Raw genomic sequence first — 26,126 nt, forward strand, 5'->3', positions numbered from 1 at the left:
GGATTTTCCTGACCTCTGCTATGGAGTTGCCTCAGGGGCCTTGCTACCGCCCGCCCGGGCCAGGATGACCGAAATGTTATCCCGGCCGCCATTGTCGTTCGCAGTTGCAACCAAAAGTGTTGCTTTCTCCGGCAAGCCGATATTTTGTAACAAAATCGTGAAAAGCTGGGCGTCTGGCACCATTTCGGAGAGGCCGTCGGAACAAAGCAGGAACAGGTCGCCCGGCATCACGCCGTGTTCGTGCATCTCGAGGTCGACATGGCGCTCGATGCCGAGCGCCCGGGTGACCAGGTTGCGGTGCGGCGACTGCAGGGCCTGCTCCGGCGTGATGACGCCGGCGTCGAGCTGCTCCTGCAGCAGCGAATGGTCGCGCGTCAGCCGCTCCAGCGTGTCGCCGCGCAGCCGGTAGCAGCGCGAGTCCCCGATGTGGCCGATGATCGCGCGCTGCGGCCCGAAGGCGGCCAGCACCAGCGTGGTCCCCATGCCCTGGAGCTGCACGTTCGCGATGCCCGCCTCGAGGATGGCCGCGTTGGCCTCGTCGGTGCCGGCCTGCAGGGCGCGCTTGACCGCCTTCGCATGGGCGTGCGGCCCCGCGTGGGCGAGCCAGCGGCCGAAGCTGGCCTGCAGCAGCGCGATCGCCATGCCGCTGGCGACCTCGCCGCCGTTGTAGCCGCCCATGCCGTCGGCCAGCAGCACCAGGCCCAGCGAGGGCTCGAAGGCGATGGTGTCCTCGTTGTTGGCGCGCACCCGGCCCGGGTCGGTGAGCGCGGCGAACTCCCATGCCAGCACGCCGGGATCTTTGGAAACTTCAGTGCCGGGATTCGCCATGGATCAAGAGGTTGGTTGGCTGGGCTCAGCCGGGGGCGCGGGATCGCTTTTGCAGCCATCTTCCCACGGCCACCACGAACGCCGCGCCGGCCGCTGCCGCCGCGTAGTGCAGCCACGGATTGGCCGCGAGCATATCGTGCAGGATGGTATCGCTCACGATCGTTTCCCCGGCCACCCAGCCGATCAGGGCGGCGCCGAGCATGACGATGATCGGGAAGCGTTCCATCAGCTTGATCATGAGCGTGCTGCCGAAGATCACCAGCGGGATGCTGATCGCCAGGCCGAGGATCAGCAGCACCATGCTGCCCTGCGCCGCCGCGGCGACCGCGATCACGTTGTCCAGGCTCATGACCAGGTCGGCCAGCAGGATGGTGCGGATCGCGGCCATCATGCTGCCGTACTCCTTGTCCTCGCCGTCGCCCTCCTCCTCGCCGCTGAGCAGCTGGGTGCCGATCCACAGCAGCAGCAGGCCGCCGATGATCTGCAGGTAAGGCAGCGCCAGCAGCTTGGCCGCGACCACCGTGAGGATGATCCGCAGCACCACCGCGGCGCCGGAGCCGAACAGCACGGCGGTGCGTTGCTGATGCGGCGGCAGCGAGCGGGCGGCCATGGCGATCACGACCGCGTTGTCGCCCGAAAGGATGATGTTGATCCAGACGATCTTGAGCAGACCGATCCAGAAGTCGGTGGTTTGAAGGAATTCCATGTCTCTTTATTCCACTGTTATTGATTGAAAAAGCGCCCGCAACCTGGTTGCGGGCGCTTTTTCTCTTGTGTGGTTCAGCGAGAAGACGAGACTTCTTAGAGCAGTGCCTTGAGCCGCTTGGCCAGTTCCGAGAAGTTGCGCGTGACCGTGAAGCCGCTCTCTTCCATGATGGCGAGCTTGGCATCGGCCGTGTCGGCGCCGCCCGAGATCAGCGCACCGGCATGGCCCATGCGCTTGCCGGGGGGCGCCGTGACGCCGGCGATGAAGCCGACGATCGGCTTCTTCATGTTGTCCTTGCACCAGCGGGCGGCGTCCGCCTCGTCGGGTCCGCCGATTTCGCCGATCATGATGACCGCGTCGGTGTCGGGATCGTCGTTGAAGGCCTTCATCACGTCGATGTGCTTCAGGCCGTTGATCGGGTCGCCGCCGATGCCGACCGCGCTCGACTGGCCGAGGCCGATCTCGGTGAGCTGCGCCACGGCTTCATAGGTCAGCGTGCCGGAGCGGCTGACCACGCCGATGCGGCCCTTGCGGTGGATGTGGCCGGGCATGATGCCGATCTTGATCTCGTCGGGCGTGATCAGGCCGGGGCAGTTGGGGCCCAGCAGCAGCGTCTTCTTGCCGCCCGCGGCTTCCTTGGCGCGCATCTTGTTGCGCACTTCGAGCATGTCGCGCACCGGGATGCCCTCGGTGATGCAGATCGCCATGTCGAGGTCGGCCTCGACGGCTTCCCAGATCGCGGCGGCGGCGCCGGCCGGCGGCACGTAGATCACCGACACGGTCGCGCCGGTCTGCGTGGCGGCTTCCTTGACGGAACCGAAGATCGGGATGTTGAAGATCGACTCGCCGGCCTTCTTCGGGTTCACGCCGGCCACGAAGCAGTTCTTGCCGTTCGCGTATTCCTGGCACTTCTCGGTGTGGAACTGGCCGGTCTTGCCAGTGATGCCTTGCGTGATGACTTTGGTGTCTTTGTTGATGTAGATCGACATGACTGGTTCCTTACTTGGCGACGGCCGCAACGACCTTCTGGGCGGCTTCCGCCATGGTGTCGGCGCTGATGATCGGCAGCCCCGAATCGGCCAGCAGCTTCTTGCCTTCGACTTCGTTGGTGCCCTTCATGCGCACCACCAGCGGCACTTGCAGGTTCACGGCCTTGCAGGCCGCGATCACGCCGGTGGCGATGGTGTCGCACTTCATGATGCCGCCGAAGATGTTGACGAGGATGGCCTCGACGTTCTTGTTCTTCAGCATGATCTTGAAGGCCTCGGTCACCTTCTCGGGGGTGGCGCCGCCGCCCACGTCGAGGAAATTGGCCGGCTCGCCGCCGAACAGCTTGATGGTGTCCATGGTGGCCATGGCCAGGCCGGCGCCGTTCACCAGGCAGCCGATGTTGCCGTCGAGGCTGATGTAGGCGAGGTCGAACTTGCTGGCCTCGACTTCGGCCGCGTCTTCCTCGTCGAGGTCGCGCAGGGCGACGATGTCGGGGTGGCGGTACAGCGCGTTGCTGTCGAAGTTGAACTTGGCGTCGAGCGCCATGATGCCGCCCTTGCTGTCACGGTTGAGCGGATTGATCTCGACCAGCGAGGCATCCGTTTCCATGTAGCAGGTGTAGAGCTTCTTGAAGACGTCCACGGCCTGGGCGGTGGAGTCGGCCGGGATGCCGATCGCGTCGGCGATCTTCTTGGCCTGGGCGTCGCCGAGGCCGGTCAGCGGGTCGATGAACTCGGTGACGATCTTCTCGGGCGTGGAGTGGGCCACTTCCTCGATGTCCATGCCGCCTTCGCTCGACGCGATGAAGGCCACCTTCTGGGTGGCGCGGTCGGTCACGGCCGAGACGTAGTATTCCTTCTGGATGTCGGCGCCGTCCTCGATGTAGAGGCGACGGACCTTCTGGCCTTCGGGGCCGGTCTGGTGCGTCTTGAGCTGCATGCCGAGGATCTCGCCGGCGAGCTTCTTGACGTCTTCGATCGACTTGGCGACCTTGACGCCACCGCCCTTGCCGCGGCCGCCCGCGTGGATCTGGGCCTTGACCACCCAGACCGGGCCGCCAAGCTTCTGGGCGGCCTCGACCGCCTCCTGAACTGTGTACGCCGGGATGCCGCGGGGTACGGGCACGCCGAACTTGGCAAGAATTTCCTTGCCTTGGTACTCGTGAATCTTCATGAGGGTGTCTCTCGGAACGGGGTTGGGAGAACGGGAGAATATGGCTGTTGCCCACGGGCCACGGCGCCTGGGGGGCGGGGGCGGCGGACAGCAGGGGACTGTATCATGGTGCGCCGCACCAACAATTGACCCGTGTTTGTGGTCAATACGTATTTACTCCCAAGCCACAAGAGGCTCCACATGCCCAAGGTCTTCATCGATGGCGAGGCCGGAACCACCGGCCTCCAGATCCGCGAGCGGCTCCAGACGATGCCGCAGATCGAACTCGTGAGCATCGCGCCCGAGCTGCGAAAGGACGTGGCCGCCAAGCGCGCGCTGATGGCCGGAGTCGACCTGGTCGTGCTGTGCCTGCATGACGACGCGGCGCGCGAATCGGTGGCGCTGATCGACCAGCTGGACGGGCGCCGCCCCAAGATCATCGACGCCTCGACCGCGCACCGCACGGCGCCCGGCTGGGTGTTCGGCTTCCCCGAGCTCATGGCCGGGCATGCGGATGCGGTGGCCAAGGCCGAGCGCGTGGCCAATCCCGGCTGCTACGCCACCGGTGCGATCGCCATCGTGCGCCCGCTGGTCGACGCCGGGCTGCTGCCGCCGGACTTTCCCATCGCCCTGCCCTCGGTCAGCGGCTATTCGGGCGGCGGCCGGACCATGATCGAGGCCTACGAAAAAGGCGAGGCGCCGCTGTTCGAGACCTACGCGCTGGGGCTCAAGCACAAGCACATCCCCGAGATCATGAAGTACACCGGCCTGACCCGCCGGCCGGTCTTCATCCCCTCGGTCGGCAACTTCAAGCAGGGCATGCTGGTGCAGCTGCCGCTGCACCTGGACGACCTGCCCGACCGCCCGACCGCGGCGCACCTGCACGATGCGCTGGCTGCGCACTACGCGAAGAGCAATACGCCGGAACGCTTCGTGAAGGTGCTGCCGCCCACGGCCGACGGCAAGATCGACGCGCTGGCGCTCAACGACACCAACGAACTCGAGATCCGCGTGTTCCCGAACGAGGACCATCGCCATGCGGTGGTCATTGCGCGGCTGGACAACCTGGGCAAGGGCGCGAGCGGCGCCGCGGTGCAGAACCTGAAATTGATGCTGAATCTGTAGCTCGCCCCCAGGTTGCCCGGCACTTCGTGTCCGGGCGCCCACCCCCTACCGGGGGCAACACCGGCGGCCCGGCAAAGCCGGTTCCGCGGTGTTTCACCAACAAGGCCGGGCTGCGCCGGCCTATTCTTCGGGGTCGTGCCGCAGGACCTTGGCCACGATGGCACCGGCGAATCCCCTCGCCATCAGGAACCGAACTTGGCGGGCGCGTTCGGTCGCATCCTGCGGCAGCTCGCCGAAGCGGCGCTTCCAGACTTCGAGCGCGCGATCGAACTCGCTGCCCTGCAGGCCGGCGACCGCCTCGGCGACCGCCTCGGGCGCGATGCCCTTGTGCAGCAATTCCTGGCGCACACGCGCCGCGCCCATGCGGGCCGCGCGCTGGTGCAGCACCGACTGCACCACCCTCGCCTCGCTGATGAAATCCTTGGCGGCCAGCTCGTCGAGGGCCCGGGCCAGGGTGCCGGGCTCTTCCTCGTATTTCTTGAGCTTGCGCTCGAGTTCAGCGCGCGAATGCTCGCGCTGGCTCAAGAGGCGCAGGGCGCGCCCCTTGAGCGACGGCGCACTGAAAGCCATGGCGGCCGGGTTACTTCTTGTCAGCCTTCTCGGCCTTCTCGGGCTTGTCGGCCTTCTCGACCGCCGCGTCGGCGCTCGCCACCGCCTCGGCCAAGAGCGGAATGCCCAGCGATTCGCGCACCTTGTTCTCGATCTCGCGCGACAGCTCGGGGTTCTCGCGCAGGAATTCGCGCGCGTTGTCGCGGCCCTGGCCGATCTTCTCGCCGTTGTAGGCGTACCAGGCGCCGGACTTGTCGACGATCTTGGCATTGACGCCCATGTCGATGATCTCGCCTTCGCGGCTGATGCCCTCGCCGAACAGGATGTCGAACTCGGCCGTCTTGAAGGGCGGGCTGACCTTGTTCTTGACCACCTTAACCTTGGTCTCGTTGCCGATCGCCTCGTCGCCCTTCTTGATGGTGCCGATGCGGCGGATGTCCAGCCGCACCGAGGCGTAGAACTTCAGCGCATTGCCGCCGGTGGTGGTTTCGGGCGAGCCGAACATCACGCCGATCTTCATGCGGATCTGGTTGATGAAGATGACCATGCAGTTGGTCTTCTTGATGGTGGCGGTGAGCTTGCGCAGCGCCTGGCTCATCAGGCGGGCCTGCAGGCCGGGCAGCGAGTCGCCCATCTCGCCTTCGATTTCGGCCTTGGGGGTGAGCGCGGCGACCGAGTCGACCACGATCAGGTCGACCGCACCCGAGCGCACCAGCGAATCGACGATCTCGAGCGCCTGCTCGCCGGTGTCGGGCTGGCTGATCAGCAGGTCGGAGAGGTTGACGCCGAGCTTCTGGGCATATTGCACGTCGAGCGCATGCTCGGCATCGACGAAGGCGCAGGTGCCGGCCTGGCGCTGCATCTCGGCGATGACCTGCAAGGTGAGCGTGGTCTTGCCCGAGGATTCAGGACCGTAGATCTCGATCACGCGGCCGCGCGGCAGGCCGCCGACGCCGAGCGCGATGTCCAGGCCCAGCGAGCCGGTGGAGACCACCTGGATGTCTTCCAGCGCCTCGCCTTCGCCGAGCCGCATGATCGTGCCCTTGCCGAACTGCTTTTCGATCTGGGCCAGCGCGGCCTGGAGGGCCTTGGCCTTTTCGCTGTTGGCGACCGAGATGCTTGCGCCTTTGACGACTGCGTCCATGTGAGAACTCCTTGAATATCAACGGGTTGCGGGAAATTCATCCCGCTGCTTTTAATTACAGGCTGGATGCTTGAACAGTAGTGTAGAGGCGTATTGATCCAGAAAAATCCAATTTTTGGTCAGTTTGCTTTACTATCGACTGTCATGTCCGGCACGCAATTTCCGATCGACCACGACACCTGGCGCCAGACCCACCTGGGCCGACTGCTGGGCCACGCGATGCGGCGCTTCGACGAGCGGGTGCTGGCGCTGATGGCGCATGACGCCGGGGTGCCGCTGGCGCTGTCGAACCTCGCGGCGCGCGCGCAGGTGAGCGCCGCCCACATCCACATCACGCGCCATCTGGCGCGCGACGGCTCGCGGCTAACCGAACTGGCCGAGCGGGCCGGCATGACCAAGCAGGCGATGGGCGCACTGGTCGACCAGTGCGAGGCCTGGGGGCTGGTGCAGCGCGGGCCCGATCCGCTCGATGCCAGGGCGCGGCGGGTGCTGTTCACCACCGACGGCCTGGCCTGGCTCGAAGCCTTCCGCAGCGCCGTGGCGCAGGCCGAGGAGGAGTTCCGCGCCAGCGTCGGCAGCGAGATCGCCACCGTGGTAACCATTGGACTCGAGGCGTACGCGGCGGCCTAGAATTCCAAGTTGTCTGGAGGCACGGCACCATGCGGATACTCATTGCGGAAGATGACCAGGTGCTGGCCGATGCCCTGCTGCGCAGCCTGCGCACCTCGGGTTCGGCGGTCGACCACGTCGCGACCGGCTCGCAGGCCGATGCCGCGCTGATGACCAACCGGGAGTTCGACCTGCTGATTCTCGACCTCGGCCTGCCCAACATGCATGGCCTCGAGATCCTCAAGCGGCTGCGCGCCCGCGGCTCTCAGCTGCCGGTGCTGGTGCTGACCGCGGCCGACAGCGTGGAGGAACGGGTCAAGGGCCTGGACTACGGCGCCGACGACTACATGGCCAAGCCCTTCTCGCTGCAGGAACTCGAGGCGCGGGTGCGCGCCCTCACGCGGCGCGGCATGGGCGGCACCAGCAACGCGATCAAGCACGGCCCGCTGGTCTACGACCAGGCCGGCCGGGTCGCGACCTTCGACGGCAAGATGCTCGAGCTGTCGGCGCGCGAGCTCGGCCTGCTCGAGGTGCTGCTGCAGCGCGCCGGACGGCTGGTGAGCAAGGACCAGCTGGTCGAGCGCCTGTGCGAATGGGGCGAGGAGGTGAGCCTCAATGCGATCGAGGTCTACATCCACCGCCTGCGCAAGAAGATCGAGAAGGGGCCGGTGCGCATCGCCACGGTGCGCGGGCTCGGCTATTGCCTCGAGAAGATCCCCTCGTAGCCGGTCCCGCTCCGTCCGGCCAGACGCTTGGTAAAACTCTTTCAGCGCGCGCAGCGCTCTCTCTTCGGCGAGATCCTCGACTGGATGCTCACGCCGCTGCTGCTGCTGGTGCCGGTCAGCATCGGCGTCACCTGGCTGGTGGCGCAGGGCATCGCGAACGCGCCCTTCGACCGGGCGCTGGAATCCAACATCCAGACCCTGGCCCGGCTGGTCGACGCGGACAACGGCCAGATCAAGTTCGTGCTGCCGCAGCCGGCGCGCGAGATCCTCGGCAGCGATGACATCGACCAGGTCTATTACCAGCTGCTCGACGGCCACGGCACGCTGCTGAGCGGCGAGCGCGACGTGCCCTTCCCGGGCACGGACGACCCGCCGGTGCCGGGCGTGGTCTACCTGCGCGACGGCCAGATGCACGGACGCACGGTGCGGATCGCCTCGCTCTGGGTCGCCGGCAGCACGCCCGACGCGCCGTTCGCGCTGCTGCAGGTGGCCGAGACGCGCGAGAAGCAGTCGGTGCTGGCCACCGAGATCATCAAGGGCGTGCTGCTGCCGCAATTCGCGATTCTGCCGCTGGCGGTGCTGCTGATCTGGCTGGCGCTGGTGCGCGGCATCAAGCCGCTGTCGGTGGTCGAGGCGCGCATCCGCGAGCGCAAGCCGGGCGACCTGAGCCCGCTCGACGAATCCTCGGTGCCGCTCGAGGTGGTGCCGCTGGTGCTGTCGGTCAACGACCTGCTGAGCAAGCTCAACGACTCGATCGGCACCCAGAAGCGCTTCCTTGCCGACGCCGCGCACCAGCTCAAGACGCCGCTGGCGGGCCTGCGCATGCAGGCCGACCTGGCCCAGCGCGAGGGCGCCAATGCCGACGAGCTCAAGCAGTCGCTCAAGCAGATCGGCCGCGCCAGCGTGCGCGCCACGCACACGGTCAACCAGCTGCTGTCGCTGGCCCGCGCGGAGGGCAGCGGCGCCGCCATCGGGCGCCAGCCCTGCGACCTGGCGCGACTCACGATCGAGGTGGTGCGCGAGGCCGTGCCGCGGGCCATCGACAAGCGCATCGACCTGGGCTACGAGGGCGCGGAGGCGGGCTCGCCCGGCGTGGTGTTCGAAGGCAATCCGACGCTGCTGAAGGAGCTGGTGCGCAACCTGGTCGACAACGCGATCAATTACACGCCGTCGGTGCCCGAGCGGCCCGGCGTGATCACCGCGCGGGTGCTGGCCGACCCCTTCGGCCACGTGCTCGTGCTGCAGGTCGAGGACAACGGCCCCGGCATCGCGGCGCACGAGCGCGAGCTGGTGTTCGAGCCCTTCTACCGGGTGCTCGGCAACGAGGCCGACGGCTCCGGCCTGGGGCTGCCGATCGTGCGCGAGATCGCGCGCCAGCACCACGCGATCGTGCGGCTGGAAGACGCGCACCCGGGCCAGCAGCCGCCGGGGACGCTGGTGAGCCTGCGGATCGATGCCAATCCCCACGAATCCCGGGACCGCGCGGGGTCCTAGGGGGCCCGGTCAGGGTTTGGCGGGCGGCGGATTCTTGCGGATCTGCAGCATCTGCGGCCGGACCTGCTGCTGCAGGCGCTGCGGCTCGGTCTCGCTGAAGCGCGCGGGCTCGGCGCCGAACAGGGCAAACGCGCCGCGGGTCCAGGCGAAATAGCCCAGGTTGGCGACCAGCAGGGCGACCACGGCCAGGCGCAGGATCATGGCGGCACGCGCAGCGGGCGGACGCTGACTTCGGCGCTGCTGATGCTCTTGACGCCGTCGGCGGTGCGCACCAGCAGCTCGCCGCCCCAGCCGACGCCTTCGCAGTGGCCTTCGGTGCCGTCGCTGAGCCGCACGTCGCGCCCGCGCAGGAGGTCGCGCTCGGCGAAGCGGGCCGCGAAGGGCACGAATCCGCGCTCGTTGAAGAGCTGCACGTCGCGCACCAGCGGCTCGACGATCTCGCGCAGCACCTCGCCGGGTGCCGCGGCCGGACGCCATTCCTTCATCCAGGCCGGCGGCGTGCTCAGGCCGGCGGCTTCGCGCGGGCCGATGTTGATGCCGATGCCGATCACCAGATAGCGCTCGAGCGCGTCGGGCTGGAGCAGGGCGGTCTCGATCAGGATGCCGCCGAGCTTGCGCTCCTGCACCCAGAGGTCGTTGGGCCACTTGAGCGCCAGGCCGGCGCTGCGCGACGGGTCCAGGCTCTGGGCGACGCTGGCACCGACCGCGAGCGAGAGACCCGACCAGTCGCGCGGTGCCAGCGACAGGCCGAGCGAGAAGGTCAGCGAGGCGGGTTCGCCGGCGTCCTGCGCGCTCTGCCAGGGCCGGCCGAGCCGGCCGCGCCCGGCGGTCTGGCGCTCGGCCACGAGCAGCACCGCGCCGGTTTCACCATCGCGCGAACGGCGCATCAGCTCGCTGTTGGTCGAGTCGATTTCGGCCACCACCTCGACGCGCAGGCCGGGCAGCAAGGGTGCCAGGCTCTGCGCGATCTCGTCCTCGAACCAGGGTGCGGCCATGTTCAGCGCTTGTCGGTGTCGGCCTTCTTCTTGCCGGCCTTCTTTTCAGACTTCTTCGAGGACTTCTTGTCGCTCTTCCTGTCCTTCTTCTTGCTTTTCTTCTTCTTGCCCTTCTTGCCCTCGTCGTCGTCCTTGGGCGCCAGCAAGGTCCCGCGGCATTGCTCCGAGCCGCACCAGCACGGGAAATCGGCCTTCAGCTTCTTCGTGTAGGGCTCGTCGATGACCAGGCCGTAGTCGTAGCTGAGCTCTTCGCCGGCGGCGATGTTGCGCAGCGCCTTGATGAAGACGCGGCCATCCTGCTCGTCGGCCTCGCAGCTCGGCTCGCACGAATGATTGATCCAGCGCGAGGCGTTGCCGTCGACGTTGCCGTCGATCACGCGATCGTCATCGATGTGGAAGTAGAAGGTGTGGTGGGGCTGGGCGGGGTCGTGCGGGTGGCGGCGCAGCGCTTCCTCCCACGAGATGATCTCGCCCTTGTATTCGATGAGCGTTTCGCCTTCCGCAATATCCTGGACGGCAAAGACGCCGTTGCCATGGACGCTGGAACGCCGGGTCTGGATTCGGCGGCCGCCGGAAGTGGGGGATTTGGAGGGCATCGCCGAAGTCTGTTAGTTTGAATATGTACGCATGCGCGTGCGCGTACGCACGCGAGAAGCGCCAGATTGTAAGGATGTCGCCCCCACGCTCTCCACTTTGGGGCTCGCTGCCCCCCCGAGGGGGCGCAGGCCGCCTTGGGGCGGCCTGCTGGCCCGTCCCGCCTTGCGTTGCGGGGCGGGGTCGGCAACTGGCGCGTGCGGGTGAACAGAATGAATAGGATTCGCAGATGAAAACTTTGGTGATTGCAGAAAAGCCTTCGGTGGCCCAGGACATCGTGCGCGCGCTCACGCCGGTGGCCGGCAAGTTCGACAAGCACGACGAGCACTTCGAGAACGAGAAGTACGTCGTGACGAGCGCCGTCGGCCACCTGGTGGAGATCCAGGCGCCCGAGGAGTTCGACGTCAAGCGCGGCAAGTGGAGCTTCGCCAACCTGCCGGTCATCCCGCCGCGCTTCGACCTGAAGCCGGTCGACAAGACCAAGACCCGGCTCAACGCGGTCGTGAAGCAGGCCAAGCGCAAGGATGTGACCCAGCTCGTCAACGCCTGCGACGCGGGCCGCGAGGGCGAGCTGATCTTCCGCCTGATCGAGCAGTACGCCGGCGGCAAGGCGCCGCTGGGCAAGCCGGTCAAGCGCCTGTGGCTGCAATCGATGACGCCGCAGGCGATCCGCGACGGCTTCGATCAGCTGCGCACCGAGCAGCAGATGCAGGGCCTGGCCGATGCGGCGCGCTCGCGCTCCGAGGCCGACTGGCTGGTCGGCATCAATGGCACCCGGGCCATGACCGCGTTCAATTCGCGCGACGGCGGCTTCTTCCTGACCACCGTGGGCCGGGTGCAGACGCCGACGCTGTCCGTGGTGGTCGAGCGCGAGGAGAAGATCCGCAAGTTCGTGAGCCGCGACTACTGGGAGGTGCACGGCCGCTTCGCGGCCGAGGCGGGCGAGTACCCGGGCAAGTGGTTCGATCCGAATTGGAAGAAGCCGCCGCCCGGCCCCGATGGCGTGCCCGACCCCGAGCAGCGTGCCGACCGGGTCTGGAACGAGCGCGAGGCGCGCGAGATCGCCGACGCCGCGCGCGGCAAGCCGGCCACGGTCACCGAGGAAAGCAAGCCCACCACCAGCGCCTCGCCGCTGCTGTTCGACCTGACCTCGCTGCAGCGCGAGGCCAACGGCCGCTTCGGCTTCAGCGCCAAGACCACGCTGGCGCTGGCGCAGAGCCTGTACGAACGCCACAAGGCGCTGACCTACCCGCGGACCGACTCGCGCGCGCTGCCTGAGGACTACCTGCCGGTGGTCAAGGACACGATGAAGATGCTGGCCACGAGCGGCATGAAGCACCTCGCGCCCTTCGCCCAGCAGGCGGTCGACAACAACTACGTGAAACCGTCGAAGCGCATCTTCGACAACGCCAAAGTCAGCGATCACTTCGCGATCATCCCGACCCTGCAGGCGCCGAGCGGCCTGTCCGACGCCGAGCAGAAGCTCTATGACTTCGTGGTGCGCCGCTTCATGTCGGTGTTCTTCCCGAGCGCCGAATACCAGGTCACGACGCGCATCAGCACGGTGGAGCAGGGCGGCAAGAAGTACCCGTTCCGCACCGACGGCAAGGTGCTCGTGAAGGCCGGCTGGCTCGCGATCTGGGGCAAGGAAGCCGAGGACGACGAGAAGGAAGAGGACAAGGACGGCAAGCGCCTGGTGCCGGTCAAGCCCGGCGAAGTGGTGAAGGCCGAATCGGTCGATCCCAAGGGCCTGAAGACCCGGCCGCCGGCGCGCTATTCCGAAGCCACGCTGCTCGGCGCCATGGAAGGCGCGGGAAAGACCATCGACGACGACGAACTGCGCGAGGCGATGCAGGAGAAGGGCCTCGGCACGCCGGCCACGCGGGCGGCCACGATCGAAGGCCTGCTGGCCGAGAAGTACATGATCCGCGAAGGCCGCGAGCTGATCCCGACCGCCAAGGCCTTCCAGCTCATGACGCTCTTGCGCGGGCTCGGCGTGGAGGAGCTCTCCAAGGCCGAACTGACCGGCGAGTGGGAGTACAAGCTCGCGCAGATGGAGCACGGCAAGCTCAGCCGCGAAGCCTTCATGCGCGAGATCGCCGAGATGACGGAACACATCGTCAAGAAGGCCAAGGAATACGACCGCGACACCGTGCCGGGCGACTACGCCACGCTGGCCACGCCCTGCCCGAATTGCGGCGGCGTGGTGAAGGAGAACTACCGCCGCTACAGCTGCACCGGCAAGCCGGGCCAGGAACCCTGCGGCTTCTCGTTCGGCAAATCGCCGGCCGGCCGCACCTTCGAAGTGGCCGAGGCCGAGGCGCTGCTGCGCGACAAGCACATCGGCCCGCTTGAAGGCTTCCGCTCCAAGGCCGGCTGGCCGTTCACCTCCGAGATCGTGCTCAAGTTCGACGAGGAAGCGAAGAACTGGAAGCTGGAGTTCGATTTCGGCGACGACAAGAATGCCGAAAGCGGCGAGATCGTCGACTTCAGCCAGCAGGACACCGTGGGGCCATGCCCGGTCTGCGGCGCGCCGGTGTTCGACCACGGCAGCAACTACGTCTGCGAGAAGTCGGTGCCGACCAACGAGCAGCCGACGCCGAGCTGCACCTTCAAGACCGGCAAGATCATCCTGCAGCAGCCGGTGGATCGGGCCCAGGTCGAGAAGCTGCTGGCCACCGGCAAGACCGACCTGCTCGACAAGTTCGTCTCGATGCGCACGCGCCGCCCCTTCAAGGCCTTCCTGGCCTGGAACAAGGACGAGGGCAAGGTGGCTTTCGAGTTCGAGCCGCGCACCAGCAAGTTCCCGCCGCGCAAGACCTTCGCCAAGGCGGCGCCCGCCGCAGCGAAGAAGGCGGCCGCGAAGGCACCGGCGGCGAAGAAGGTGGCGGCCAAGAAAGCTGCGGCACCGAAGGCGCCGCGCAAGCCCGGTGCCGGCCTCAAGCCCAGCGACGCGCTGGCCGCGGTGATCGGCGCCGAACCGGTGGCACGCACCGAGGTCATCAAGAAGCTGTGGGACTACATCAAGGCCAACGGCCTGCAGGACGCGGCCAACAAGCGCGCCATCAATGCCGATGCCAAGCTGAAGCCGGTGTTCGGCAAGGACCAGGTCACAATGTTCGAACTGGCCGGCATCGTCGGCAAGCACCTGAGCGCATGAAGGGGATCCGCATGAAGAGACTTGTCGCCGTGGGGTTCGCCGCCGCGCTGTGCCTGCTCGCAGGCTGCGCTTCGCGCGGGCCCGCGGGTGAGGGCGCCACGGCCGCCGGCGGCAGCGGCATCACCGTGTTCGGCACGGTGGACGCCGCGGTCAGCGGCTACAAGAACCGCTAGGGCCTGTTCGCTCTAGCGCCTCAGCAGCGCCTGCCGCAGCAGCCGTGCCGCGCGATTGCGGATGCGTCCTGGCGCGCTGCGCAGCGGCCCCTTGGGGCTGACCTTCGCCGTCGCGCAGGCCCACAGGAAGTCCTGCAGGATGGCGGTGTCGTCCACCGTGTCGGTCGCGCCGTAGGTGTGGAACTCCGGGTGCCACTGGGTCGCGGCGATGTAGCTGCGTCCACGGTCGGCCTTGCGCCGGATGGCTTCGGGAATCCGGTCGGGGATGCTCCAGGCGTCGACCTCGAAGCCGGGCGCGAGATCCTTCACGCCCTGGTGATGGATGCTGTTGACGCGCGCGCTCTCCATGCCCGGATAGAGTTTCGACAGCCTCGAGCCGGGCGTGATGCTGATCTCGTGGTAGTTCTGGTCGTAGGCCACGGCGTCGCGATGCTGCTGGCCGTTGGGATGCTGGGCCTCGATGTCCTGGTACAGCGTGCCGCCGAAGGCCACGTTGATCAGCTGCAAGCCGCGGCAGACGCCGAAGATCGGCTTGCCGGCCTGCTCGAAGGCCTCGACCAGCGCCAGGTCGTAGAGGTCGCGGAGACGGTCGCCGACCCAGGCGTCCTTGAGCGGCACCTCGCCGTAGCTGCCGGGCCAGACATCGGCGCCGCCGTGCATCACGACGCCGTCGAGCCATTCGGCGTAGTGCGAGAGCTTGGTGTCGCCGCGCGCGGTCTCGCCGGTCGGGCAGGGCACCATGACGACCATCGCGCCGGCCGACATCAGCCAGTGCGCGATCGACTGCTCGACATACTGCAGCGTCTTGTTGGTGAACAGCGAGCGCGTCGGGTCGGCGTGGGAGAAGCAGGCCGACAAGCCGATCTTGAGTCGTCCGGAAACGGTTTGTGACATCGCGTTCGGGGCTGCGCACGCCGCGTCACCCCTCGGTTGAACTGAAGCGGCCATTGTGAAACGTTCCGACGGCTCGTGCATGGCGATGGCCAAGCGGCCGCAGCGTCCGGCCGCATGCCGCGCTAGCATCGTCGGCATCCCCTCATGACCCAGGAGACCCCGCATGAAGACCATCAAGGGCCCGGCCATCTTCCTGGCCCAGTTCACCGGCGACGACGCCCCCTTCAACTCGCTGGACGCCATCGCCGGCTGGGCTTCGGGCCTCGGCTACAAGGGGGTACAGATACCAAGCTGGGACAGCCGCATCTTCGATCTCCGGAAGGCCGCGCAGAGCAAGACCTACTGCGACGAAGTGAAAGGCACCCTGGCCGGCCACGGCCTCGAGATCACCGAGCTGTCGACCCACCTGCAAGGCCAGCTGGTGGCGGTGCATCCGGCCTACGACGCGAGCTTCGACGGCTTCGCGGCGGCCGAGGTCCGCAACGATCCGGTCAAGCGGCAGCAATGGGCGGTCGAACAGCTGCGCTACGCGGCGCAGGCCTCGGCCCATCTGGGGTTGACCGCGCACGCGACCTTCTCGGGCGCGCTGGCCTGGCCTTACCTCTACGCGTGGCCGCCGCGCCCGGCCGGCCTGATCGAAGAGGCCTTCGACGAGCTGGCGCGGCGCTGGAGGCCGATCCTCGACGCGTTCGACGAGGCCGGCGTGGACGTCTGCTACGAGATCCATCCGGGCGAGGACCTGCACGACGGTGTCACCTACGAGATGTTCCTCGAACGCGTGGGCAACCATCCGCGCGCCTGCCTCCTGTACGACCCGAGCCATTTCGTGCTGCAGCAGCTGAACTATCTGGACTACATCGACCATTATCACGAGCGCATCAAGATCTTCCACGTGAAGGACGCCGAGTTCAATCCCACCGGCAAGCAGGGCGTCTACGGCGGCTTCCAGCCCTGGATCAACCGGGCCGGACGCTTCCGCTCGCTGGGCGATGGACAGGTCGATTTCGGCGCCATCTTCTCGAAGCTGGCGGCCTGCGACTTTCCGGGCTGGGCGGTGCTGGAGTGGGAGTGCTGCCTCAAGCACCCCGAGGATGGTGCACGCGAGGGCGCCGAGTTCATCGCCCACCACATCATCCGCGTGGCCGAGCGCGCCTTCGACGATTTCGCCGCTGGCGGCACCGACACGGCGGGCAACCGGAAGATGCTCGGCCTCGGCTGAGGGCGCCGCTAGATACCCTCTGGCTTGCGCAGCGTCTGCATGCGGTCGACCGCATGCACCTTGACCTTGCGGATCTCCGAGCCCTGCTGCACCGTGAGCTCCACGTCCGCCTCGGCGCCAGGCCGGGTCCAGAGCTGCTTGTAGAAGGCCTCGAGCGTCGAGACCTGCACGCCGTCGATCTCCAGCACCACGTCGCCGGGCTGCAGGCCGGCGGCGAGCGCAGGCCCCGAGCGATCGACGCGCACGATCTCCACATGGCCGCCGCGCTCCGACGACGAGACGCCGAGCCAGGGCCGCACGCTGGCGCGCGTGCGGCCGGTGGACTGCATCTCGGCCAGCACCGGGCGCAGCAGATCGACCGGCACGAACATGTTCCCCGGCAGGGTGCGATCGGGGCCGGCCGCCTCGAGCACGAACAGGCTGCCGACGCCCAGCAACTCGCCGTTGCGGTTGAAGAGCGAGGCGCCGCTGTGGTTGGCGACCGGCGGGCTGGTGAAGACCGCGGCCTCGATGTGGTACTCCCAGTAGCCCGAGAACGGGCGTGTCCCGACCAGCCGCGTGAAGCCCACCTCGGTGCCGCTGTTGCTGCCGGTGGCGACCAGCAGCGGCTCCCCGGGCTGCAGGTTCGCGACACCTGCCAGCGGCACCGGCTCGATGCCGCGAAGCGGCACCAGCGGCCGCACCAGCGCGAAGCCGGTGGCGAGGTCATAGGCCACCTGGCGCGCCGGCAGCGTGCGGTCGTCCTGCGTCACGATCTCGATGGTCTCGGCCTCCAGCAGCAGGTAGCCGATGGTGAGGATGAGCCCGTCGGCTCCGATCACCACGCCCGAACCCCAGCGCTGCTGGCCCAGGCTGTCGGCCGAAGTCGCGCCTTCGGTGGCGGCGACCTTCAGCGCGACGACCGCATCACCGGCGCGCCGGAGGGCCTGCACCTGGGCGCTGGACGCGGCGGCAGGGGAAGGGGTCGCCGCAGTCGCCGGCGGCGTGGCCGGCAAGGCCAGAAGCAAAGCGGCGGCACCCAGCAGGGATGCCAGCCGCGTGGGCGTCAGCCATGGGAAACGCGGCAACCGGACAGATGGCGCTGTGACTTGCATGGCCGCGCTCCTTGGAACGGTGGTCCCGCCATGGTGCGCCCCAAGCGCCCCCGTCGCAAGCCCGGCGGCAGGTGGCGCGAAAGCCACCCGCAGCCCTGTCACAGAGATGAAATAGCAACTGTCGTGCCAGATCGGTTAGAATCCGGGGTTCGTTTCGATTTAACGACGAAGCACTTTCGTCACTTGCCGGCTGGCCTGGAATCTCCAGGCCCAACATTGAAAGCCGGCACCCACAGTGTGTTGGAGCGCCAGACCGGGCGCCCAAGATTTGCCACCACTGCCTTCGTACTTTGTTGAAGCGAACAGCGCGCTGTCCGCTCCGGTGGGCGCCATATCCGGCCGGCCTGCGCTCGTTTTATTCAAATTCAATTTCAGCATTCCGCGGCGTCGCGGGGTGCCAAGGCTTTCGATGGACATCATTCAACACAGCATCGCAGTGGGCAAGTACCTTGTCTCGCCGCTCATCAAGGATCTGGACGACGGCCGCTTTGCGGCATCGGTCTCGATCCGATCCGGCCGCGGCAGCGGCACGCACGACCGCGTGATGCGTTTCACGCCCCGTTTTGCCAGCCACGCCGCGGCCGTCCGCTACGCGATCGACCAGGGTTTGGGCTGGATTCGCGAACGCAGCGTCGCGCACACACCTTGCGCCGCTTGATTCCGCATACCGATTTCCTATCCAATTACGACAAACCCATTCAAAAGGTAATTCATGCCCAAGGAAGAACTGATCGAAATGAACGGCGCCGTGACCGAAGTGCTGCCTGACTCGCGCTACCGCGTCACGCTCGACAACGGCCACCAGCTGATCGCCTACAGCGGCGGCAAGATGCGCAAGCACCACATCCGCATCCTGGCCGGCGACAAGGTGTCGCTCGAGCTGTCGCCCTACGACCTGACCAAGGGCCGCATCACGTTCCGGCATCTGGAACGTCGCGGTCCCCCGCCGGTCGGCGGCAACAACTCGCAGCGCCGTTGACCGTCCCCGTGACCGGTCACGCCACCGATTTCGCCACGCTGCCGCTTTCGCCGCAGGCGCTGGCGAACCTGACGCAGCTCGGCTACCTGCAGATGACGCCGATCCAGGCGGCCAGCCTGCCGGTGGCGCTGCTCGGCAAGGACCTGATCGCGCAAGCCAAGACCGGCAGCGGCAAGACCGCCGCCTTCGCGCTGGCACTGCTGGCCAACCTCAATCCGCGACGCTTCGCGGTGCAGGCCATGGTGCTGTGCCCGACGCGCGAACTCGCCGACCAGGTGACGACCGAGATCCGCCGCCTGGCGCGGGCCGAGGAAAACGTCAAGGTGGTCACCCTCTGCGGCGGCGTCGCGCTGCGCGGGCAGCTCGCGAGCCTGGAGCACGGCGCCCACATCGTGGTCGGCACGCCGGGCCGGATCATGGATCACCTCGAACGCGCCAGCCTGGACCTCTCGGCCCTCAACACGCTGGTGCTCGACGAAGCCGACCGCATGCTCGACATGGGCTTCTTCGACGACATCGCCAAGGTCGCGCGGCTGTGCCCCAAGGAGCGCCAGACGCTGCTGTTCTCGGCCACCTACCCCGAAGGCATCGCCAAGCTCAGCGCGCAGTTCATGAAGAGCCCGCAGCAGATCACGGTGCAGGCGCAGCACGAGGAAGGCAAGATCCGCCAGCGCTGGTACCAGGTGAAGAACACCGAGCGCCTGCACGCCGTGAGCCTGCTGCTGAACCACTTCCGGCCGCAGAGCACGCTGGCCTTCTGCAACACCAAGCAGCAGTGCCGCGACCTGGTCCAGGTGCTGCAGGCCCAGGGCTTCAGCGCGCTGGCCCTGTTCGGCGAGCTCGAGCAGCGCGAGCGCGACCAGGTGCTGGTGCAGTTCGCCAACCGCAGCTGCTCGGTGCTGGTGGCGACCGACGTCGCTGCGCGCGGCCTCGACATCGCCGACCTCGAGGCGGTGATCAACGTCGACGTCACGCCCGATTCCGAGATTCACATCCACCGCATCGGCCGCACCGGCCGCGGCGATGCAGAGGGCCTGGCGCTGAACCTGGCCAGCATGGACGAGATGGGCAGCGTCGGCAAGATCGAGCAGCTTCAGGGCCGCGAGTCCGAATGGCATCCGCTGGCCGAACTCACGGCCGGCAGCGCCGCGCCGCTGCAGCCGCCGATGGCCACGCTGCAGATCATCGGCGGCCGCAAGGAGAAGATCCGCGCCGGCGACGTGCTGGGCGCGCTGACCGGCGAGGCCGGCTTCACGAAGGAGCAGGTCGGCAAGATCAACGTCAACGAGTTCTCCACCTACGTGGCGGTCGACCGGCGCATTGCGCGCGAGGCCGTGCACAAGCTTTCCACCGGCCGCGTCAAGGGCAAGTCCGTCAAAGTGCGGCTGCTCGACGATGTGGCCTAATCACGTCCTTCGATTTCTTTTTATCCGAGCTTTCCATGCCCAAGAAAATCCGCACCGAGGCAGACCGCATTGCCACCCCCAAGCCCGTTCCGATGCCTGGCTACAACGTCCCCAAGTCGGGCGGCGGCCAGAAGGTGAGCCTGGAGCGCGGCACCGCGACCCGCAGCAAGAAGAACCCGGGCAAGCGGGCCAAGAAGGGCGGCTGATCGCCTCGAGCGGGCCGCGCGCCTTGCGCCGTCCCCTCGCCGAAACGCGCCTCCGGGCGCGTTTTTCATGGGCGCCTTGCTGAATCATGTCCGACGACTACCAGATCGACATCCCGCCTTCGTTCTTCGCGGTCTACACGGATGCCAGGCAGCGCCTGGCCGAACCGATCGCGGTGGTGCGCGCGCGCTACGAGGTCTGCGAGGACCTCGCCAACCACCTGGTGCAGCACGCTCAGCTGCTGCACCACGTCGAGGTGCCGTCGGAAGACGAGATCCTGCGGCGCATCCACGACGGCCTGAGTTCGCCCGATGCCGGGGTCTCGGCCGGCGAGGCGTGCTGGATCGTGCTGCGGCTGGCCGAGCTGCTGGGCTGGCCATGCCCGCCGCTCGGCGAGCCGGGCGCAGCGTAGGCCGGCTCAGGGCCCGCTGCGCCGGGCCCGGGCCGCGGTCTTCCGGGGCGCCGGCGCGGCAGCCGCGCTCATCCCGGGAAATGGCGGCAGCGGGCGCTGGGCGACCGCCTTCGCGTCGGCCCACGCCATGCCCAGCCCGCGCAGCACGCAGGCCGCGACGTCGCGACCGTGGTGCGCGGCTGCGCCACCGTGCGCCACCGTGCGCATGGCCTGCGACACGGTGCCGTTGATCAGGTCCATCGCCGCCGTTTCGCCGGGGATCCGAAAGGCCTTCTGCTTCACGCCCAGGCGCAGGTCGGCCAGCGCGTAGTCGCGGATCTCGAGCAGCATTTCCGGCGCGGCGATCGATACGTCCAGCATCATCAGCGCCCACCGCGGGCTCTCCTCGGCCAGCCAGATGTAGCGCTGGACGCCGATGGCCATGCGCTGGGCGCCTTCTTCGACCCCCTGCTGGCTGTCCGTGATGCGGCGGCACAGCGTGTCGGCCAGCAGCAGCGCAACCGCGCTGGCGACTTCTTCCTTGGTCTTGAAATGGTTGTAGACCGTGGCGGTGGTCATGGCCGCGACGCCCGCGATCTCCTGCATCGTCGCATCGGCGTAGCCGCGGGCGCTGAAGACCTTGATCGCCGCCTGGACCAGCTGGACCCGCGTGCGCTCGCGCTTGAGCAGGCCGGGCTGCGGAGGGCGCCACACACTTTTGGCCAGGTCCTCGGGCAAAGGTGATATTGACGGTAGGCCGAAATTTACGCCATCATCCATTTTTATACGTTTGGACCATTTTTGGTCTATCCATTCATTTAAGAGAGTTTGCCATGCCTCTTGATCTCCGCCTTGTTCATCTGGTCTTTGAAGTGCGCAGTGCGCAGGTGGCCCGGTGACCGCGACCCGCAGGCGCTGGCTCAAGCGCATCGTGCTGGCGCTCGTAGCGCTGGTCGCGCTCGCCGCGGCGGCGCTGTTCGCCGGCGACCAGCTCGCCCGCCAGAAAATGCAGCGCAAGGTCGAGGTCGCGGTGAAGGGCGTGGCCTTCCGCGACGACGCTGCCGCCGTCGAGCGCGGGCGCTACCTCTTCGCCTCGCGCGGCTGCGTCGACTGCCACGGCGCGCATGGCGGCGGCAAGGTGTTCCTCGACGACGGCAAGGGCATGCTCATCAAGGGGCCCAACATCAGCCCCGGCCCTGGCAGCGTCGTGGCCGGCTACACGGCGGCCGACTGGGAGCGCTCGATCCGCCATGGCGTGAATCCCGTGGGCCGGGCGCTGATGGTGATGCCGAGCGAGGACTACAACCGCCTGACCGACGACGACCTGGCCGCGCTGGTCGCGCATTTGCGCCACATGGCGCCCGCGACCGGCGGCGGCCCCGTGGTCGCCCTGCCGCTGCCGGTGCGGGCCTTCTACGGCTTCGGCCTGATGCAGGACGCCGCGGCCAAGATCGACCACGCGCGGCCGTCCGAGCCGCCGGTGCCCGAAGGCGTGACGCTCAAGCACGGCGCCTATGTCGCGAACATGTGCCTGGGCTGCCACGGCGAGAAGCTCAACGGCGGCAAGATCCCCGGCGGCCCGCCCGATTGGCCGGCCGCAGCCAATCTCACGCCCGGCGAGGGCACGGCCATGGCGCGCTATGCCGACGCGCAGGCCTTCCAGAAGCTGTTCAAGAGCGGCAGCCGCCCCGACGGCACGGCCGTGCAGGTGATGCCCTTCGGATCGCTGCGCGAGATGAGCGACGTGGACGTGCGGGCGCTGTTTCTGTACTTGAAGAGCCTGCCGCCGAGCCCCCACGGTTAGAGGGCGCCGAGGCGCTTGCCACGTCGGCCCGTCCGGGCGGGGGGCGCAGCAGCTAAGAGAAAACGATAGCAGCGCATCCCGGCGCAGGCCGACTACGATGCGTTGCATCGACCCGATGGAGCCTGGCCATGAGCAACGAACTGCGCAACAAGCTGCACGAACTGCAGGAGCTGTCGACCAATGCCCCCGATGCCTCGACAGGCGCCATCATCGAGGCGCTGCGGCTGCAGACCGCGATCCTCAACGAACGGCTGTTCTGCATCGAACTGCAACTCAACGAGCTGGCCAAGCGCACCGACCCGGCCTGAAATCGCCCGGCGACGAAAGCCGGGCAGTGGCCAGGCCAGGAACACCGCGGAACCGGCTTCGCCGGGCCGCTGGTGTTGCCCCCGGTAGGGGGTGGGAGGGCTACACGCAGTGAGCCCGACCTGGGGGCGAGCAACAGTGCCACCGCGGAACCGGCTCCGCCGGGCCGCTGGTGTTGCCCCCGGTAGGGGGTGGGAGGGCTACACGCAGTGAGCCCGACCTGGGGGCGAGCCAAGTTCAGCCATTCGGCCGCTTCCTACAACGGCCGCGATCGGCTACCTTTACGCTAACCGACGTATCGAGGAGCGATCGTGAACCGAAAGAATCTGGCCGCCTGTACCGGCCTTTCCCTCCTGGTCGGTTTCGCGGCCGCCACGGCGGGCTACGCAGCCCTGCACCTGCGGGCGGCGAACCGGCTGGCACGACGGGCCCATCCGTTCGAGCGCTGCGCCGAGCCGGAGGGTGCGCGCCTGCTGGTGGTCGGCGACAGCACGGCGGGAGGCGCCGGCGCCAGCGACCCGGATCGCAGCCTGCCGGGCCTGCTGTCGCGTGCCAATCCGTCGCTGACCGTGGTCAACAGGGCCGTGCCGGCGGCGCGCTACGAGGACATCCTGACGCAGCTCGACGGCGACGAGCGCTTCGACGCGGTGCTGATCCTCGGCGGCGCCGACGACGTGCTCCGCGCCACGCGCGACGCCGCCTTGCGCGACAGCGTCCGGCGCGTGGCGCAACGCGCGCGGGTGCGCTCGGAGATGGTGGTCTTCATGCCGCCCGGCAACCTCGGCAACCTGCGCTTCTTCCTGCCGCCCTGGAACTGGTGGATGACCTACCGGGCGCGCCGGCTCCAGGCCATCGTCGCCGAGGTGGCCGAAGCCAACGGCGCGCGCCATGTGTCGCTCTTCATGGAACGCGAGGACGATCCTTTCGCGCGCCATCCGGGACGCCTCAGCGCCCGCGACGGCCTGCACCCGAACGACGCCGGCTACGAGCTCTGGCAACGCGAGCTCGAGACTCAGGCGCAACTGTCGGCCAGGCTCAGGAAAATCGGCCGCAGCGCCGCGGTGCGCGGGCCGGTGATCTGATCCTGGGGCGCTTTCAGGCCGGCGCCGGGCCGCCCCAAGGCGGCCTGCGGCCCCCCTGGGGGGCAGCGACCACACGAAGTGAGGGAGCGTGGGGGCTTTCAGCGCCCCACCGCGAACACCGGCTGCACCTGCCACCACGCGGGCAGCAGCGCGCGGATCTCCTGCCGCGCGAATCGGTCGTCCAGCAGGTAGAGCACGCCCGCATCGGTCTCGCTGCGGATCACGCGACCGGCCGCCTGCACGACCTTCTGCAGGCCCGGATAAACGTAGGTGTACTCGTAGCCGTCGCCGAACATCGCGTCCATGCGCTCGCGCATCACCTCGTTCGGCTCGTTGTGCTGCGGCAGACCCAGGCTGGCGACGAAGGCGCCGACCAGGCGGTCGCCAGGCAGGTCGACGCCTTCGCCGAAGGCGCCGCCGAGCACCGCGAAGCCGACCCCCTGGCCGCCCGGCGCGAAGCGCGCCAGGAAGGCATCGCGCTCGGCTTCGCGCATGCCGCGCGACTGGCTCCAGGCCGGCACGGCCGGGTGCCGCGCCGCAAAGGCCGCCGAGGCGCTGGCCAGGTAGTCGAAGCTGCTGAAGAAGGCCAGGTAGTTGCCCGGGCGCTGAGCGAACTGCGCCGCGATGAGGTCGACGAGCGCGTCCAGCGACCGGTCGCGGTCGCGAAAGCGCGTCGACAGGTCCATCGCCACCCGCACCGTGAGCTGCTCGCTGCGAAAGGGCGAGCCGACGTCCAGCGTCGCCGTGTCCTCGGGCAGGCCCAGCGTGTCGCGGTAGAAGGAAAAGGGCGCCAGCGTGCCCGAGAAGCAGGCGGCCGAGACGGCATCGGCGAAACGGCTCTGGAGGAAGGGCGCGGGCACCAGGTTGCGGATCGCCAGGCCCCGCACACCGTCCACGCCCAGCGTCGCCTCGAAGACCGAGTGCTTGCCGAAGCTGTCGGCCAGCCGGGCGAACTGGAGCAGGTCGAAGAAGCACTGGTGCAGCGCGCCCGGCGGCTCGTCGGGCCGCGCCGTGAAGTGCTCGGCCATGAGCGAGACCGCCTCCTGCAGCGCCCGCGCGAAGCGCTCGGGGATCTGGTCGTGGGGCTGATAGGCGGCGACCTGCTCGCGTTGCAGCAAGCGCCATTCGCGCTCCAGGTTGCCCAGCGATTTCCGGATCGTCGGCGGCGCCTTGGCCCGCACCGCCTCGAGCGCCGGCGCCTCGAGCTGGGCCGAGTACATGCCGCGGGCGCGGTCCAGCAGGTTGTGCGCCTCGTCGACCAGCAGGGCGACGCGCCATTCCTCGTCCTTCGTGAGCGCATAGAGAAATGCGCTGCCATCGAAATAGTAGTTGTAGTCGCCCACCACCACGTCGCTCCAGCGCACCAGCTCCTGCGCCAGGAAGTAGGGGCAGACCTGGTGCGTGAGCGCGATGCCGCGCAGCGCCTCGCGGTCGAGCCAGGCGGCCTGCACGGCTTCGCTGCGGGCGGAGGGCAGGCGGTCGTAGAAGCCCCGTGCCAGCGGGCAGTCGTCGCCGTTGCAGGCCCGTCCGGGGTACTCGCAGACCTTCTCGCGCGCCGTCAGTTCCAGCACGCGCAACGGGGCGCGCCCGCGGTCCAGGGTGTGCAGCGCGCCCAGCGCGACCGCGCGGCCCGAGGTCTTCGCGGTCAGGAAGAAGATCTTGTCGAGCTTCTGCCCCGGCCGCGCCTTGAGCAGCGGGAACAACGTGGCGACGGTCTTGCCGATGCCGGTGGGCGCCTGGGCGAGCAGGTGGCGGCCCGACGTCGCCGAGCGGTAGACGGACTCCGCCAACTCGCGCTGGCCCGCCCGGAACTCGCCGTGCGGGAAGCTCAGCGCGCCGAGTGCGGCGTCGATGCCCGCGCGGTGGCTCGCCTCCTGTTCGGCCCAGGCGAGGTAGCGGCCGCAGAGCCTCTCGAAGTGTTGGCGCAGGTCGTCGCGCGTGGCTGATTCCTCGAGCACCGCTTCCTTCTCGGTGCCGAGGTCGAGGTAGATCAGGGCCACGTCGAGGGCGGGCAGCGCATCGCGCTCGCACAGCATCCACGCGTAGCTGCGGGCCTGAGCCCAATGGAGCGCGCGATGGTTGGCCTTGATGCGATCGAAATCGCCGCGGTAGGTCTTGATCTCCTCCACCCGCCGCCGCCGCGGGTCGTAGCCGTCGACGCGGCCGCGCACCAGCAGGGGGCCGAAACGCGACGACAGCCCGACTTCGCTTTCGTAGTCCAGCCCGCGTCGGGATTGCACCAGCCGGTGGCCGGCCTGGCCCTCCTGGGCGCTGGGAGCGGGCACGAAGCGCAGATCGAGATCGCCGGCCTTGGCGGCGAAGGCGCACAGCGTGCGGACGGAGACCGTGAGCAGCGCGGCGGGCGAGGTGGGAGGGAGGGCGGCCATGGGGCTGGATGAATATACAGCGCCATGGCAGGCATGACGTGATCGCGTCTGCACCCCGAACGCGGTGCCGGACGACACCGGCGGCGCGCGGCCTTGCCTACGGTGAAGCGCTTTCA

At 68.1% G+C, this 26,126-nt stretch carries 28 protein-coding genes; 15 read left to right on the plus strand and 13 right to left on the minus strand.

Annotation, left to right across the window (positions count from 1 at the left end; translation table 11 throughout):
- Window positions 1-18: 18 nt before the first annotated feature.
- From AC1D2O_RS16140 to sucC, 4 genes are all read right to left on the minus strand, one after another.
- Entirely contained in the window at window positions 19-828 is an 810-nt protein-coding gene (locus AC1D2O_RS16140; protein WP_478157459.1) for a Stp1/IreP family PP2C-type Ser/Thr phosphatase, read from the minus strand.
- Window positions 829-853: 25 nt separating this feature from the next.
- Window positions 854-1,534 (minus strand): TerC family protein, encoded by a 681-nt coding sequence (locus tag AC1D2O_RS16145; protein ID WP_478091096.1) that lies wholly within the window; start codon window positions 1,532-1,534, stop codon window positions 854-856.
- Between the two features lie 95 nt (window positions 1,535-1,629).
- A complete protein-coding gene (gene sucD, locus AC1D2O_RS16150; protein ID WP_442284248.1) occupies window positions 1,630-2,523 on the minus strand; it encodes a succinate--CoA ligase subunit alpha in 894 nt (297 codons plus the stop codon).
- A gap of 10 nt (window positions 2,524-2,533) precedes the next feature.
- Entirely contained in the window at window positions 2,534-3,697 is a 1,164-nt protein-coding gene (sucC, locus tag AC1D2O_RS16155; RefSeq protein WP_478091097.1) for an ADP-forming succinate--CoA ligase subunit beta, read from the minus strand.
- Between the two features lie 180 nt (window positions 3,698-3,877).
- Between sucC and argC the strand changes: the two genes are divergently transcribed.
- Complete coding sequence (gene argC / locus AC1D2O_RS16160) at window positions 3,878-4,801, plus strand: N-acetyl-gamma-glutamyl-phosphate reductase (protein ID WP_478091099.1); 924 nt, start codon at window positions 3,878-3,880, stop codon at window positions 4,799-4,801.
- A gap of 120 nt (window positions 4,802-4,921) precedes the next feature.
- Here argC and recX read toward each other — a convergent pair whose 3' ends face one another.
- Window positions 4,922-5,371, minus strand: coding sequence for a recombination regulator RecX (recX, locus tag AC1D2O_RS16165; protein WP_478091101.1), 450 nt, complete (start codon window positions 5,369-5,371; stop codon window positions 4,922-4,924).
- Window positions 5,372-5,381: 10 nt separating this feature from the next.
- Entirely contained in the window at window positions 5,382-6,494 is a 1,113-nt protein-coding gene (recA, locus tag AC1D2O_RS16170) for a recombinase RecA (RefSeq protein WP_478091102.1), read from the minus strand.
- Between the two features lie 144 nt (window positions 6,495-6,638).
- Here recA and AC1D2O_RS16175 point away from each other — a divergent pair, with 144 nt between their 5' ends.
- The 3 genes from AC1D2O_RS16175 to AC1D2O_RS16185 all read left to right on the plus strand — a co-directional run bounded on the left by AC1D2O_RS16175 (window position 6,639) and on the right by AC1D2O_RS16185 (window position 9,322).
- A complete protein-coding gene (locus AC1D2O_RS16175; RefSeq protein WP_478157461.1) occupies window positions 6,639-7,124 on the plus strand; it encodes a MarR family winged helix-turn-helix transcriptional regulator in 486 nt (161 codons plus the stop codon).
- A gap of 29 nt (window positions 7,125-7,153) precedes the next feature.
- A complete protein-coding gene (locus AC1D2O_RS16180) occupies window positions 7,154-7,828 on the plus strand; it encodes a response regulator (RefSeq protein WP_442284240.1) in 675 nt (224 codons plus the stop codon).
- An 84-nt stretch (window positions 7,829-7,912) separates the two neighbouring features.
- Window positions 7,913-9,322, plus strand: coding sequence for a sensor histidine kinase N-terminal domain-containing protein (locus AC1D2O_RS16185; RefSeq protein ID WP_478157490.1), 1,410 nt, complete (start codon window positions 7,913-7,915; stop codon window positions 9,320-9,322).
- A 9-nt stretch (window positions 9,323-9,331) separates the two neighbouring features.
- Here AC1D2O_RS16185 and AC1D2O_RS16190 read toward each other — a convergent pair whose 3' ends face one another.
- Genes AC1D2O_RS16190 through AC1D2O_RS16200 form a run of 3 tightly spaced genes read right to left on the minus strand, consistent with a single transcriptional unit; the run spans window position 9,332 to window position 10,913 of the window.
- On the minus strand, window positions 9,332-9,523 hold the full coding sequence (locus AC1D2O_RS16190) for a sporulation protein (protein WP_478090198.1): 192 nt from the start codon (window positions 9,521-9,523) through the stop codon (window positions 9,332-9,334).
- Window positions 9,520-10,317 (minus strand): biotin--[acetyl-CoA-carboxylase] ligase, encoded by a 798-nt coding sequence (locus AC1D2O_RS16195; protein ID WP_478090197.1) that lies wholly within the window; start codon window positions 10,315-10,317, stop codon window positions 9,520-9,522. Before AC1D2O_RS16195 ends, AC1D2O_RS16190 begins: the two co-directional genes overlap by 4 nt.
- 2 nt (window positions 10,318-10,319) lie before the next feature.
- Window positions 10,320-10,913, minus strand: a complete 594-nt coding sequence (locus AC1D2O_RS16200; RefSeq protein ID WP_478090196.1) for an SET domain-containing protein — start codon at window positions 10,911-10,913, stop codon at window positions 10,320-10,322.
- Window positions 10,914-11,140: 227 nt separating this feature from the next.
- On the opposite strand from AC1D2O_RS16200, the gene AC1D2O_RS16205 reads away from it, so the two are divergent.
- Together AC1D2O_RS16205 and AC1D2O_RS16210 are read left to right on the plus strand one after the other, a co-directional pair.
- A complete protein-coding gene (locus AC1D2O_RS16205) occupies window positions 11,141-14,071 on the plus strand; it encodes a DNA topoisomerase III (protein WP_478157464.1) in 2,931 nt (976 codons plus the stop codon).
- 11 nt (window positions 14,072-14,082) lie between these two features.
- Entirely contained in the window at window positions 14,083-14,244 is a 162-nt protein-coding gene (locus AC1D2O_RS16210) for a hypothetical protein (protein ID WP_478090194.1), read from the plus strand.
- Window positions 14,245-14,256: 12 nt separating this feature from the next.
- Here the strand turns inward: AC1D2O_RS16210 and AC1D2O_RS16215 are convergent, their stop codons facing one another.
- Window positions 14,257-15,138 (minus strand): gamma-glutamyl-gamma-aminobutyrate hydrolase family protein, encoded by an 882-nt coding sequence (locus AC1D2O_RS16215; RefSeq protein ID WP_478157466.1) that lies wholly within the window; start codon window positions 15,136-15,138, stop codon window positions 14,257-14,259.
- A gap of 163 nt (window positions 15,139-15,301) precedes the next feature.
- On the opposite strand from AC1D2O_RS16215, the gene AC1D2O_RS16220 reads away from it, so the two are divergent.
- Window positions 15,302-16,357 carry a sugar phosphate isomerase/epimerase family protein gene (locus AC1D2O_RS16220; RefSeq protein ID WP_478090192.1) on the plus strand — a complete coding sequence of 352 codons (1,056 nt, stop codon included), beginning with the start codon at window positions 15,302-15,304 and terminating at the stop codon, window positions 16,355-16,357.
- 8 nt (window positions 16,358-16,365) lie between these two features.
- Here the strand turns inward: AC1D2O_RS16220 and AC1D2O_RS16225 are convergent, their stop codons facing one another.
- On the minus strand, window positions 16,366-17,451 hold the full coding sequence (locus AC1D2O_RS16225; protein WP_478157468.1) for a S1C family serine protease: 1,086 nt from the start codon (window positions 17,449-17,451) through the stop codon (window positions 16,366-16,368).
- 409 nt (window positions 17,452-17,860) lie between these two features.
- On the opposite strand from AC1D2O_RS16225, the gene AC1D2O_RS16230 reads away from it, so the two are divergent.
- The 5 genes from AC1D2O_RS16230 to AC1D2O_RS16250 all read left to right on the plus strand — a co-directional run bounded on the left by AC1D2O_RS16230 (window position 17,861) and on the right by AC1D2O_RS16250 (window position 20,452).
- Window positions 17,861-18,109, plus strand: a complete 249-nt coding sequence (locus AC1D2O_RS16230) for a hypothetical protein (RefSeq protein WP_478090200.1) — start codon at window positions 17,861-17,863, stop codon at window positions 18,107-18,109.
- A 54-nt stretch (window positions 18,110-18,163) separates the two neighbouring features.
- Entirely contained in the window at window positions 18,164-18,430 is a 267-nt protein-coding gene (gene infA, locus AC1D2O_RS16235; RefSeq protein ID WP_286371838.1) for a translation initiation factor IF-1, read from the plus strand.
- Window positions 18,427-19,836 (plus strand): ATP-dependent RNA helicase DbpA, encoded by a 1,410-nt coding sequence (dbpA, locus tag AC1D2O_RS16240; RefSeq protein ID WP_478090190.1) that lies wholly within the window; start codon window positions 18,427-18,429, stop codon window positions 19,834-19,836. The genes infA and dbpA overlap by 4 nt, the downstream gene beginning before the upstream one ends.
- Before the next feature lie 35 nt (window positions 19,837-19,871).
- Entirely contained in the window at window positions 19,872-20,042 is a 171-nt protein-coding gene (locus tag AC1D2O_RS16245) for a hypothetical protein (protein ID WP_478090189.1), read from the plus strand.
- Between the two features lie 86 nt (window positions 20,043-20,128).
- A complete protein-coding gene (locus tag AC1D2O_RS16250; protein ID WP_478157470.1) occupies window positions 20,129-20,452 on the plus strand; it encodes a hypothetical protein in 324 nt (107 codons plus the stop codon).
- Window positions 20,453-20,458: 6 nt separating this feature from the next.
- On the opposite strand, the gene AC1D2O_RS16255 is transcribed toward AC1D2O_RS16250, so the two are convergent.
- Window positions 20,459-21,169 (minus strand): TetR/AcrR family transcriptional regulator, encoded by a 711-nt coding sequence (locus tag AC1D2O_RS16255; RefSeq protein WP_478157472.1) that lies wholly within the window; start codon window positions 21,167-21,169, stop codon window positions 20,459-20,461.
- Between the two features lie 157 nt (window positions 21,170-21,326).
- Here AC1D2O_RS16255 and AC1D2O_RS16260 point away from each other — a divergent pair, with 157 nt between their 5' ends.
- The 3 genes from AC1D2O_RS16260 to AC1D2O_RS16270 all read left to right on the plus strand — a co-directional run bounded on the left by AC1D2O_RS16260 (window position 21,327) and on the right by AC1D2O_RS16270 (window position 23,623).
- A complete protein-coding gene (locus AC1D2O_RS16260) occupies window positions 21,327-22,235 on the plus strand; it encodes a c-type cytochrome (RefSeq protein ID WP_478087726.1) in 909 nt (302 codons plus the stop codon).
- 128 nt (window positions 22,236-22,363) lie between these two features.
- On the plus strand, window positions 22,364-22,543 hold the full coding sequence (locus tag AC1D2O_RS16265) for a hypothetical protein (RefSeq protein WP_478087728.1): 180 nt from the start codon (window positions 22,364-22,366) through the stop codon (window positions 22,541-22,543).
- Window positions 22,544-22,852: 309 nt separating this feature from the next.
- The gene (locus AC1D2O_RS16270; RefSeq protein WP_478157474.1) at window positions 22,853-23,623 is read left to right on the plus strand and encodes a GDSL-type esterase/lipase family protein; all 771 of its coding nucleotides are present in this window, start codon (window positions 22,853-22,855) and stop codon (window positions 23,621-23,623) included.
- Window positions 23,624-23,721: 98 nt separating this feature from the next.
- Here the strand turns inward: AC1D2O_RS16270 and AC1D2O_RS16275 are convergent, their stop codons facing one another.
- A complete protein-coding gene (locus AC1D2O_RS16275) occupies window positions 23,722-26,010 on the minus strand; it encodes an ATP-dependent DNA helicase (protein ID WP_478157476.1) in 2,289 nt (762 codons plus the stop codon).
- Between the last annotated feature and the right edge of the window lie 116 nt (window positions 26,011-26,126).

Source organism: Variovorax sp. P1_G12 (assembly GCF_056405555.1).